The 11,254-nt window shown below is 73.0% G+C and carries 11 protein-coding genes; 2 read left to right on the top strand and 9 right to left on the bottom strand.

Translation table 11 applies throughout. From position 1 onward, the window contains the following. Together AA75_RS50450 and AA75_RS40205 are read left to right on the top strand one after the other, a co-directional pair. Window positions 1-765 (top strand): YsnF/AvaK domain-containing protein (locus AA75_RS50450; protein WP_199520534.1); only part of this gene is annotated, 765 nt, incomplete at its 5' end. 197 nt (window positions 766-962) lie between these two features. Next, window positions 963-2,441: an MFS transporter gene (locus AA75_RS40205; protein WP_033825435.1), complete on the top strand. Its 1,479-nt coding sequence runs from the start codon at window positions 963-965 to the stop codon at window positions 2,439-2,441. 277 nt (window positions 2,442-2,718) lie between these two features. Here AA75_RS40205 and AA75_RS40200 read toward each other — a convergent pair whose 3' ends face one another. From AA75_RS40200 to AA75_RS40160, 9 genes are all read right to left on the bottom strand, one after another. Further along, a complete protein-coding gene (locus tag AA75_RS40200) occupies window positions 2,719-4,128 on the bottom strand; it encodes a DNA polymerase IV (protein ID WP_033825434.1) in 1,410 nt (469 codons plus the stop codon). A gap of 90 nt (window positions 4,129-4,218) precedes the next feature. Continuing rightward, complete coding sequence (locus AA75_RS40195; protein WP_033825449.1) at window positions 4,219-4,917, bottom strand: vancomycin high temperature exclusion protein; 699 nt, start codon at window positions 4,915-4,917, stop codon at window positions 4,219-4,221. Window positions 4,918-5,151: 234 nt separating this feature from the next. Then, on the bottom strand, window positions 5,152-5,838 hold the full coding sequence (locus tag AA75_RS40190) for a MerR family transcriptional regulator (RefSeq protein WP_033825433.1): 687 nt from the start codon (window positions 5,836-5,838) through the stop codon (window positions 5,152-5,154). 279 nt (window positions 5,839-6,117) lie between these two features. Next, a complete protein-coding gene (locus tag AA75_RS40185) occupies window positions 6,118-6,588 on the bottom strand; it encodes a bifunctional nuclease family protein (RefSeq protein ID WP_033825432.1) in 471 nt (156 codons plus the stop codon). A 132-nt stretch (window positions 6,589-6,720) separates the two neighbouring features. Beyond that, entirely contained in the window at window positions 6,721-7,464 is a 744-nt protein-coding gene (locus AA75_RS40180) for a MerR family transcriptional regulator (protein ID WP_033825448.1), read from the bottom strand. 62 nt (window positions 7,465-7,526) lie between these two features. Beyond that, a complete protein-coding gene (locus AA75_RS40175) occupies window positions 7,527-8,423 on the bottom strand; it encodes an FHA domain-containing protein (protein ID WP_033825431.1) in 897 nt (298 codons plus the stop codon). A gap of 181 nt (window positions 8,424-8,604) precedes the next feature. Beyond that, a complete protein-coding gene (locus AA75_RS40170; protein WP_368666635.1) occupies window positions 8,605-9,738 on the bottom strand; it encodes a DUF881 domain-containing protein in 1,134 nt (377 codons plus the stop codon). A gap of 12 nt (window positions 9,739-9,750) precedes the next feature. Then, the gene (locus AA75_RS40165; protein ID WP_033825430.1) at window positions 9,751-10,083 is read right to left on the bottom strand and encodes a small basic family protein; all 333 of its coding nucleotides are present in this window, start codon (window positions 10,081-10,083) and stop codon (window positions 9,751-9,753) included. After that, on the bottom strand, window positions 10,080-11,162 hold the full coding sequence (locus AA75_RS40160) for a DUF881 domain-containing protein (protein ID WP_359894473.1): 1,083 nt from the start codon (window positions 11,160-11,162) through the stop codon (window positions 10,080-10,082). The genes AA75_RS40165 and AA75_RS40160 overlap by 4 nt, the downstream gene beginning before the upstream one ends. Between the last annotated feature and the right edge of the window lie 92 nt (window positions 11,163-11,254).

The following is an 11,254-nucleotide window of genomic DNA, read 5'->3' as shown; positions in this document are numbered from 1 at the left end:
AAGGTCTCCCCCTCGCCGCAGACGATGACCGCGCCCGAGCCGAGTGCGACCAACGCGGCGCCGTTCGCCCCGCACGCCGCCGCCCCGGTGGCGGCACCGGCCCCCGCCCCGGCCGCGGCGCCGCAGGCGGCGCCCGCCGAGGACCCCCCGACCATGCAGCTCGGCTCCCCGCTGGCCGCCCACCAGGCGACCACCCAGCACGGCGCGCCGCAGTCCGCCGCCCCGCAGCCGTCCAACCACCACGACGCCCAGGGCGACACCAGGATGCCGGGCGCGGCGCAGCAGCCCTCGGGCCCGGCGTCCAGCGCACCGAGCGGGCCGGTGGAGATCACCTGCCGCGAGGAGCGGCTGGACATCACCACCGAGTGGCACGTGCTGGGGACCGCGCGGCTGCGCAAGTACGTGACCAGCGAGCCGGTGGAGCGCAAGGTGCCGGTGGTCCGGGAGCGGGTCCGGGTCGAGCGGGTGCCGGTGACCGAGGCGGAGCGCGCGTCGCTGACCGAGCAGGAGATCGTCGAGGGCATGGAGGAGGTGACCCTGCGCGAGGAGCGGGCGGTGGTGCGCAAGTACCTGGCCCCGATCGAGCGGGTCCGCCTGGTGGTGGAGCGGTACACCGAGGAGGAGGTGATCCGCGAGGAACTCCGCCGCGAGCAGGTGGAGATCCACGACAGCACGTCCGCCACGAATCCTCCGGTGCCGCCGCCGGTCGGTCCGGTGCAGCGGCCCGCCGAGTCCCTGCGGCCGGAGCCGCTGCGGCCGTCCTGAGCCGCCGCGGTCCGCTGCCGCCCGCCCGCCACCGAGGTCCCGTCCCCGCCACCGCGGGGGCGGGACCTCCGCGCTGCCGAAGCTTCAGCGATCGATATTTGACACAGTGAACTATTGAGCGGCATGGTTACTTCATTCGATTCACTATCTCTCGCCTGAAGCACTGAGCTCGGGCAGCCAGAACCGGAGGAAGAACCGTGAGTGAGGCATCTCAGCCCACCATCACGGCCGACAAGCCGACCAGTGCCCGGGTGCTCCCCGCCCTGGTGCTGGCCATGCTGGCGTTCAGCGTGGTGCAGACCGCAGTCGTCCCGATCCTGCCCTCGCTGGCCAAGGAACTGAACGTCTCCGGCTCCAACATCACCTGGCTGATGACGGCCAACCTGCTCTCGGCCGCCGTCCTGACCCCGCTGCTCGGCCGCTTCGGCGACCTGCGGGGCCGCAAGCCGATGCTGCTGGTCTCGCTGGCCGGCCTGGTGGCCGGCTCCGCGCTCGCGGTCGGCACCCACTCCTTCACCTGGCTGGTCGTCGCCCGCGTCCTGCAGGGCGCCGGCGGTGGCGTGCTGCCGCTGGCCATCAGCATCGTCCGTGACGAACTCCCCCGGGAGAAGGTCACCGGCGGCGTCGCGGCGATCAGCGCCTCGATGGGCGTCGGCAGCGGCCTCGGCCTGGTCGCCACCGGCCTGCTGCTGGAGCACTGGAGCTACAAGTCCATCTTCTGGATGGGCCTGATCTTCGGTCTGATCGCGGTCGCCCTGGTCGCCCTGCGGGTGCCCAAGGACCCGGTCATCGACAAGGAGGGCGGCGCCGACCCGCTCGGCGCGCTCACCCTGGCCGGCTGGCTGTCCGCGCTGCTGGTCGCCGTCAGCCAGGGCAACAACTGGGGCTGGACCTCCAACAAGACCCTCGGCCTGTTCGCCGTCGCCGCCGTCGTCGCCCTGGTCTGGATCATCATCGAGACCAAGGTCAGCCACCCGCTGGTCGACATGAAGATGATGTCCCGCCCGGCCGTCGCCTTCACCAACATCTCCGGCCTGCTGATCGGCTTCGGGATGTACGGCTCCTTCCTGGTGATCAGCAACTTCGCGCAGACCCCGGAGAAGCTCGCCCACTACGGCTTCACCGCCACCGTGCTGCACGCCGGCGTCATGCTGCTGCCGTCCGCAATCGGCTCGATGATCGCCGCTCCCGTCGGCGCCCTGCTGATCGCCCGCCGCGGCCCGCGCCTGCCGCTGGTGCTCGGCGGCGTGCTCGGCGCGGCCGCCATGGTCTACCTCGCCGTCCGCCACAGCGCCGAGGGCGACATCTACACCGCCTCCGCCGTGTTCGGCCTCGGCGTCGGCCTCGCCTACGCCGCGATGCCGGCCTACATCAACGGCGCCGTGCCGATCGAGCAGAGCGGCATCGCCAACGGCATGAACGCGGTGCTGCGCACCGTCGGTGGCGCCGTCGGCACCGCCGTGATGGGCGCCATCCTCACCGGCGACACCATCAAGGGCCTGCCGATCCCGGTGCTGCTGCCCACCCTGGACGCCTACAAGCACGCGTTCTGGACCGCCGGCGTGATGTGCCTGATCGCCGCCGCCGTACCGTTCGCGATCCGCACCATCAAGCCGGCCACCACGCCCACCGAGGCGGCCGCCACCAGCCCCGAGCTGGCCAAGACCGACGCCTGACGAGGCGTCCCCCTCGCGCTCGGGACGGGGCGCGAGGAGACCGGGCCCCGGCGGGTCGACGAGGGCATCGCGACCACCCCGGCCCCGGCCGACCGACGGCTCCGCACCTGGACGGGTGCGGGGCCGTCGTCGTACCCGCACCCCGCCGGGCAGTCCAACCCGAGGCGGGCGCAGCGGCGGCCCGGCACAGCGACAGCCCGGCGCAGCGGCGGCCCGGCGCAGCGGCGGCCCGGCACAAGGCCGGCTCGGGGCAGCGGCAGTTCGGCCCGAGGTCGGCTCAGCGCAGCGGCAGGGCGGCCGAGGGCGCCAGCGCCGGGTCGTCGACCGAGAAGGTGCGCACCCGCCCGGGCGGGCTGTCCGGGGTCTCGAACCGGACCGTCACCCGGCCCACCCCGCTGCCCTGCACCCAGCCCGGGCCGTACTCCTCGTGCGTCACGTCCTGGCCCGGCCACCAGCGGCGCACCGCCTCCGGCTCCGCCTCGGCGGCCGACGCCTCCCGGTCCGCCTGCGGCACGGCGGGCACACCGGCGTCCTGCGCCTCGGCCCGCTCCTGGGCCTGTGCCCGTTCGTGCGCCTCGGCGGCCTCCCGTACCGCCTGCGCGAACAGGTCCTCCTGGGTGTAGTCCGCCAGCTGGGCGACCCCCACCCCGAGCAGCCGGACCCCGCCCGTGGTGTCCACCTGCATCGCCAGCCGTCTGGCCGTGGAGGCGATCACCTCCGGGTCGTCGGTCGGCCCGCGCAGCGTCTCCGAGCGGGTCAGGGTGGAGAAGTCGAAGCGGCGGACCTTGAGCACCACCGTGCGGCCCGACCGTCCGGTCGCCCGCAGCCGGCCCACGCAGCGCGCCGCCAGCACGTCGATCTCGTGCATGATCCGGTCCCGGTCGGCCAGGTCGACCTCGAAGGTGTCCTCGACCGAGACCGACTTGGCGTCCCGGTCCGCGACCACCGCCCGCTCGTCGAGACCTATCGACATCTGGAACACCCCGGCCCCGTGCGCCCGGCCGAGAAGCTGCACCAATTCGTCCAGCCCCGCCGCCGCCAGATCGGCGACCGTGCTCAGCCCCACCCGGCGCAGCACCTGCTCGGTGGCCGGACCGACGCCCGGCAGCGCGCGGACCGGCATCGGGCTGAGCACCGCCTGCTCCGAGCCGATCTCCACCAGCACCAGGCCGTCCGGCTTGGCCTGCTCCGAGGCGATCTTCGCCATCAGCTTCGACCCCGCCGCGCCCACCGAGGCCGTCAGGCCGGTCCGCTCCAGGATGTCGGCCCGGAGGTCCTCCGCCAGCGCCAGCACCAGCTCGTTCCCCTCGGCCGGGCCCGCCGCGGCCAGCGCCGGACCGTACGGGCCCGCCTCCAGGTCCACGAAGGCCTCGTCGAGGCTGAGCGGCTCGACCAGCGGCGAGCGCTCGCGCAGCAGGCCCATCACGATGTCACTGGCCCAGCGGTACGCCTCGAACCGGCCGGTCAGGAAGGCCGCGTTCGGGCAGAGCCGGCGTGCCTGCGCCATCGGCATCGCCGAGTGCACGCCGAACCTGCGCGCCTCGTAGGAGGCGGTGGACACCACCCCGCGGCCGCCGAGCCCGCCGACCACCACTGGCTTGCCGCGCAGGCTCGGCTTGGCCGCCTGCTCCACCGCGGCGAAGAAGGCGTCCATGTCGAGGTGGATGATGCTCGGCACTGTCCGCACCCGTCGATCATCCCGCAGGGCTCTGACATTCCGTTCGAGCCACGGGACGGCCGGCACTCGAACCGCCCGGGCGGGGCCGCCACGGCCGGCTCAGCCCGCCGCCGCGTCCGCCAGCGCCCGGTCGACCCCGGCCTCGCGCGGGCCGAGGAACTGCGGGTCGGGCCGCAGCCAGGCGTCCAGCGCCGCCTTGCCCGCCCCCGGGATCTCCCGCAGTCCGCCGTAGAACCAGGTGGCGTCGTGCCACTCGTCCACACCGACCGCGTACGAGTCGATGCCCGCCGCCCGGCACAGCGCCAGCGCCCTGCGCACGTGGAAGGTCTGACTGACCAGCACCGCCCGGTCGACCCCGAAGATCTGCCGCGCGCGGGCGCAGGAGTCCCAGGTGTCGAAGCCCGCGTAGTCGCCCACCACCCGGATCTCCGGTACACCCCGCTGGATCAGGTAGTGCCGCATGGCGTCCGGCTCGTCGTAGTCCGTCCGGCTGTTGTCACCGGTCACCAGGATCGCCTGCACCTTGTGCTGCTGATAGAGCGCCAGCGCCGCGTCCAGCCGGTGGGCCAGGTACGGCGAGGGCTCGCCGTCGAACAGACCGGCGCCGAACACCACCGCCACCGGGGCGCTCGGCGCGCTCGCCACGGTGCCCACACGGTCGCTCTCCCCCAGCCAGAGCCAGGTGGACGGGCCGGTCGCGACCACGGTCAGCAGCACACCGGCCTGGAACCAGCGCCTGCGCCCGGCCTTGCTCCCGGCCCTCGGCACCCGGACCCGGGGCAGCCGGACCTTGCGCAGCAGCGCGGCCGGCACCCGACGAACCCGGGACGCCCGGGCCGCCCGGGCCGAGGTCCCGGCCTCGGCCGGGGTTCGGGCCTCCCCCGGGGTCCGCTCCGCCCGGCGCCGTATCGCCACCTTCATGCCGGTCCTGCCCCCGCCCTGATCCGTACCTTGATCGATCCACCTGCCCCGACGCGCCGAGAGGCCCGGACGGTTCCCCGTCCGGGCCTCTCGCGGTCGACTCCCGGCAGCCTAGCCTGCGCGGTTGCGGCGCTGCGCCAGCTCGTCCATGGGGTCGTTCCCGACCAGGGTCTCCCCGGTGTCGGTGCGCTCGCCGTGCAGGCGGCCCAGGGACGCCTCGAGCTCCTTGCCGACCGCGCCGACCGCGATGCCGAACATCCCCTGGCCGCGGCCCAGCAGGTCCGCCATCTGCTGCGGCGAGGTGCACTCGTACACCGTCGCGCCGTCGCACATCAGGGTCAGCCCCGCGAAGTCGGCCGGCTCGGCGGACTGCAGGTGGCTCACGGCAACCCGGATGTTCTGCAGCGACACCCCGGCGTCCAGCAGCCGCTTGACGATCTTGAGCATCAGGATGTCGCGGAAGCTGTACAGCCGCTGCGCGCCCGCCGCGTACGCCGACCGCACGCTCGGCTCCAGCAGGCCCGTCCGCGCCCAGTAGTCCAGCTGCCGGTAGGTGATCCCGGCGGCCGCGCAGGCCGTCGGCCCGCGGTAGCCCACCAGCGCCGAGGTCGGCGCCAGCCGCTCGATCGCCGGCTGGCCCGCCTGCACGGCGGGAAAGCGTCCCACTCTGGGCAGCTCGGGTTCCGGGGCCTGGGCCGTCTCGGCACTCCAGGGGCGCGGGATGAGACTGCGCCCGCTGCGCGGGAGGTGCACGGCGCACAGGCCCCCGGCGGCCAGATCATCGCCGGTGCCGCTCATGCCAACCTCCGTCCACTGCTGGTACGGGCCGTCCCGGCCCCGGGTGGCCCAACCAAGCGGAGCCATCCCTGACGGTAAGCAGTCGCCAGAGACCCGTCAACGATCGCCACGCCGAGGGTCACCGCCAATATCACTCAACCGAGTGGTTTTGCGTGGCCCCAACCTGGGCAGGACCACGGGCTCGGCCCTCCACGACTTGCGGACACCCCCGACCGCGGATAAGGAATCAGCACCCGGAGAACCCACCGGACACCGACCGGCCGGGCCACCCCGGCACCCCTACTGCTGGCCCCCGAAGTCCTCCGGCGAGACCTGGTCCAGGAACTCGCGGAACTTCTCGACCTCGTCCTCCTGCTCGTCCGGGATCGAGATCCCGGCCTCGGCGAGGACCTCCTCGCTCCCGTAGATCGGCGTACCGGTCCGCAGCGCCAGCGCTATCGCGTCCGACGGCCGGGCGCTCACCTCGACCCCGCCGGCGAACACCAGCTCGGCGTAGAAGACGCCCTCCCGCAGGTCGTTGATCCGCACCTCGGTGAGCTGGTGGCCCAGCGCGTCCAGCACGTCCTTGAACAGGTCGTGCGTCAGCGGCCGCACCGGCGTCATGCCCTGCTGGGCGAAGGCGATCGCGGTCGCCTCTCCCGGGCCGATCCAGATCGGCAGATACCGATCGCCCCCGACCTCCCGCAGCAGCACGATCGGCTGGTTGGACGGCATCTCCACCCGGACACCCACGACGTCGAGCTCATTCACATGGCAACCCTATGGCCCACACCGCCGATATGAAAGCGCAGCCGGTCCGCGCTGGCCGATTCCCGCCGCACCCGCTCCCCCGCCGGCACCACCGGAACCCGCCCCGGGCCCGCACCACGCCTTCGCACCGCACTACGCCTTCGCACGCAGCCCGGCCTGCACCATCGCCGCGTGCAGCCGCACCGACAGGGTGGCCAGCTCCCGCGCCGTCGTCTCCGCGTGCGCCCGGGTCTGCGGATTGCGGTGGCGCCGCAGCGGGGCGACCACCTGGTCCACCAGCGCCACCTCCCGGTCGGCCGCCGCCTTCATCGCCCGCAGGTGCCGCGGCTCCAGGCCGTACCGGCCGAGTTCGGCCACCAGCCGGGCGATCTGCAGCGTCTCACCGTCGAAACCACCGTCCGGGCCCGCCGCGACCAGCCCGTACGACTCCCACTCGGCCAGCTCCGGCTCCCCCGCCTCGGCCGCCGCCAGCAGCTCCGCCCGGCCCAGCCGGACACCGAGCCCGGACGAGGCCGCGGCCACCAGCTCGCGGTCGGCCTCCTCCATCGGCCCGGGCCGGTTCTCCGGCGTCGGCAGGGCCGGCGGCTGCTCACCGCGCTCGATGGCGTCCAGGTGCTCCCGGATCACCCGCAGCGGCAGGTAGTGGTCCCGCTGCATCCGCAGCACGTACGCCAGCCGCTCGACGTCCGCGGCACTGAACTTCCGGTAGCCCGAAGGGGTCCGCTGCGGCTCCACCAGGCCCTCCGCCTCCAGGAAACGGATCTTGGAGATGGTCACCTCCGGGAAGTCGTCCCGGAGGAAGGCCAGTACGGCGCCGATGCTCGAACGTTCGTCGCCCCGCCGCCGCGCCTCGCCCGTACGCCGCGAGGCGGGCACGGGCGAGGAGCCGACGAGGGTGGGAGTGTTAGCGGTCACTCGGGCTCCAGCCGAAGTCGTGGTCAGTACCCCCGGTAGTGGCCGGCGAAGAACACCAGCCGGTACTTGCCGATCTGGACCTCGTCGCCGTTGTTCAGCGCGACCTCGTCGATCCGCTCCCGGTTGACGTAGGTGCCGTTCAGGCTGCCCACGTCGGCGACCGAGAAGCCGCCGTCCTGACGGCGGCGGAACTCGACATGCCGGCGCGAGACCGTCACGTCGTCCAGGAAGATGTCCCCCTGCGGGTGGCGCCCCGCCGTGGTCACGTCGGAGTCCAGCAGGAACCGGCTGCCCGAGTTCGGACCGCGCTGGACGATCAGCAGGGCCGAGCCCGGCGGCAGCGCGTCGATCGCGGCCAGCACCTCGGGCGACAGCGCCGGCGTCGCACCGGTGCTGGTGGCGTTCGGGTCGTAGGACTCCAGCCCCGAGATGGTGATGGTCGAGGTGGTCTCGGCCGCCCCCTCCGGGTGCACCCCGGCCCGCAGCGGCGTACCGCAGTTCGAGCAGAACCGGGCCGTCACCGGGTTCTGGTTGCCGCAGCGCGGACACGGAGCGGAGCCGGCCATGTTCACAGCCTCCTGGCGCGGCACACCCGGCTGGACGTGCCCGGCGTAGGGATCCGGGGCGAACCCTCCACCAGAGGTTGAGGGTCCTGTCGGGAAACCTATGCGCGCGGCGCCCGCCGAATCAACCGACGCGCCGTACGCCGTACCGAAGCCGTCGGTGGGGATGCCCGCGCCCTGGGTCGCATTGTCCTCGCGGAACATCGGGCGCTGCTGCGCCGCGTACTGGTCCGCCTCCGGCGCGGGCCGCATGCCCGGGACGCCGGATTCCTCGTCGCGGCGGTGCCGCGCCGTGGGCGCCTCGACCGCCACGTCGCGACGGTTGCTGCGGCCGAAGAGCTTTGCGAAGAAACTCACGGGCGAATCCCCTTGTGTGTGACAGACCCGCCCGCGGGGCAGGGTGAGAAGCTCGGAACGGACGTGCACCCGAGATCGGGCCGGTACCGAGCAAGTGCTGTGTCCCAGTGTGACCGACCGTCCACGGTCGGCCGCCACCGGGTCCTGACAGGAACTGACGACGCGTCCGGAATCCGCCCCGTCACTTCGCCGCCGGCTTGCCGTACTGCAACTGCCTGGGCACCGCGAGAGCGTCGACGACGACCTTCTGCTGCTGGGTGATGGTGGCGCGGGCCTGATGGTTCTCCAGCGTCCGCACCACGCCGCCCGGGATGTTCAGGGCGGGCGTCAGGTCCTGCGGATTGCCGACCACGGTGAACCGGAACGGCTGCGACACATCCTTGCCGTCGATCTGCACGCCACCGGACGACGCGTCGGTGAAGTAGGTACCCGCCACCACTCGAACATCGTTGATCTGAATCGCCTCCGCCCCCGCCGCTCGGAGTTCCTGCAGGGTGTCCAGCAGCATATCTGCCTTCACCTGCCCTTGGGGATCATCGATGGTCAGTACGATCCCCGGGCCGGTCGCTCTGACCGTACCGGCCAGCACACCCAACTCCGCGGCCTTCTTCCTGGTCTGCTCCTGCGCCTCCTTGGCCTGGTTGGAGGAGTTCTCCAACTGGGCCATGGACTGCTCGAGCTGTGTCTTCTCCTGCTGGAGACGCTGCTGACGGCTGTCCAGTTCGTCGAGGATCCGGACAAGATCCTCCTGACGGGCGCCCCGGAGCTGATCGTGGTCGTTGGTCGACCTGACCTGGATGGCCAGCGCCAACCCGAGGGAGAACAACAGTACGGCCACCACCAGCTGGCCACGGGAGATCCGCAGCGGCCACAGTGCGGACCGCAGCCGCCTACGCCCGTCGGCGGCCGCGTCCGGCACGTCCGGCCCGCCCGACTCGTCCTGCTTCCCGGGCGTGTCGGCCCCGGACTCCTCGGGCGCCCCCGGCTGCTCCGGCTGCTCGGGCTGCTCCGGCCCGACGGACTGCACGGGCTGCTCGGACCGCACCGGCTTCACTGGCTTCACCACCGGCTCCGACGGATCCGACGGCTCGGCGGTCGCGGACACCGCGGACGGCTCCGCCTCCGGGACCTCCTCGGTCCCCGCACCCGGCCCGCTCCCGGCGGCCTCCACGGCCTCGACCCGATCCGGCTCCGGCCGGTCCGGCCGGTGCTCCGGATCCCGGTCCGCGCCATCCTCGGGCAGTTCGCCCGGCAGTTCGCCCGGCAGCTCATCGGGCAGGTCGGGCCGTACGCCGCGCTTGTCGTCCTTGTCCACGCCTTGCGCTCCCTACGCCCTGAACACGTGCCGGCGGATGGCCGCCGCGTTGGAGAAGATCCGGATCCCGAGCACCACCACCACGCCGGTGGACAGCTGCGACCCGACCCCGAGCTGGTCGCCCAGGAACACGATCAGCGCCGCGACCACCACGTTCGACAGGAACGAGACCACGAACACCTTGTCGTTGAAGATCCCGTCCAGCATCGCCCGCACGCCGCCGAACACCGCGTCCAGCGCCGCCACCACCGCGATCGGCAGATAGGGCACCACGGCGTCGGGGACCTCCGGCTGCACGAAGAGGCCGACGACCACGCCGATCACGAGACCCAGTACGGCAATCACGGTGTTGGAGCTCCTGTCCCTGCGGTGGACGATGCGGTGGCGTTCTTGGTGCCGGACGGCTTGGCGGCCTTCGTCGACTTCGCCGGGGGCGGTGTGACGGATCGCGAAGGCGAACCGGAGGGCGACGGGGACGGCGAGGGCGACGGCGATGCCGGGGGCGAGGACGATCCGGCGGCCGACGGCGAGGGCGAGGCCTCGGGCACGTCGGGCCGGGCGAAGCGGAGCGTCACGCCCAGCGCCGCCGGCAGCTGCAGCTTCTTCTGCACCGACAGGCTCGACTTGATGCCGTAGCTGTCCTCGATGATCCGCAGGTACCGGCCGGCCTCGTTGTCCTGGAAGGTCTTGGCGAGCTTCGCGCCGTCCCCGATCGCCAGCACGGTGTACGGCGGCACCAGCGGCCGGTTGTCGACCAGGATCGCGTCGCCGGCCGCCCGGATCGCGGACAGCGCGGTGAGCCGCTGCCCGTTGACCGAGACGCCCTCCGCGCCGGACTGCCAGAGGCCGTTCACCACCAGCTGCAGGTCGTGGTCCCTGAGCCGGCCCGAGTTGCGGAAGCCATCGGCGTCCCGCGGGTTGCTGATGTTGCCGCCGCCGGCCGAGCTGTTGGCGTCCTCGATCACCAGTTTCACCCCCGGACCGGTCATCTCACCGGTGCCGGTCCCGGCCGCCAGCGCGGCCAGTCCGCCGTCCCCACCGGCCCGCAGCGCGTCCTGCTGGGCCGTGTCGACCTGGTCGCGCAGGTCGCCGACCTGGCGCTGCAGACCGTCCGCCCCGCCGGTCGCGTCCTTGATCCGGTGCACCAGCGCGTCCCGCTCCTTGGCGAGCGTCGGCTCGGCCTCGTGCGAGGTCACCGCCCCCACCGTCACCACGGTCGCCGCCAGGGCGAGCCCGAGGGCCAGCGTCAGCCGGCCGCGCAGCGAGGACGGCAGCCGGCTGCGTCCCTCCACCCCCAGGGCCCGGGCCGCCTCGGCGTACCCGTCGTCCAGGCTGTGGTCCATCACGGTGGTCAGCAGGGACATCGAGGCGTCCGGACGGGTGAAGCGTCCGTCCCGGTCACTCGGCGTCGGCGTTGCTGGCATGCGGGACATCGTCCCATGTCCCCCACCCGGCGTACGACCTACCCCCGCTCCGCAAGGCCCCGATACGTACCGGATCGTGACATCCCGGGCAG

Source organism: Kitasatospora sp. MBT63 (assembly GCF_000710465.2).
GTDB lineage: Bacteria > Actinomycetota > Actinomycetes > Streptomycetales > Streptomycetaceae > Kitasatospora.
The sequence above is the reverse complement of the archived record's forward strand: the minus strand, read 5'-3'. Positions and strand labels throughout refer to the sequence as shown.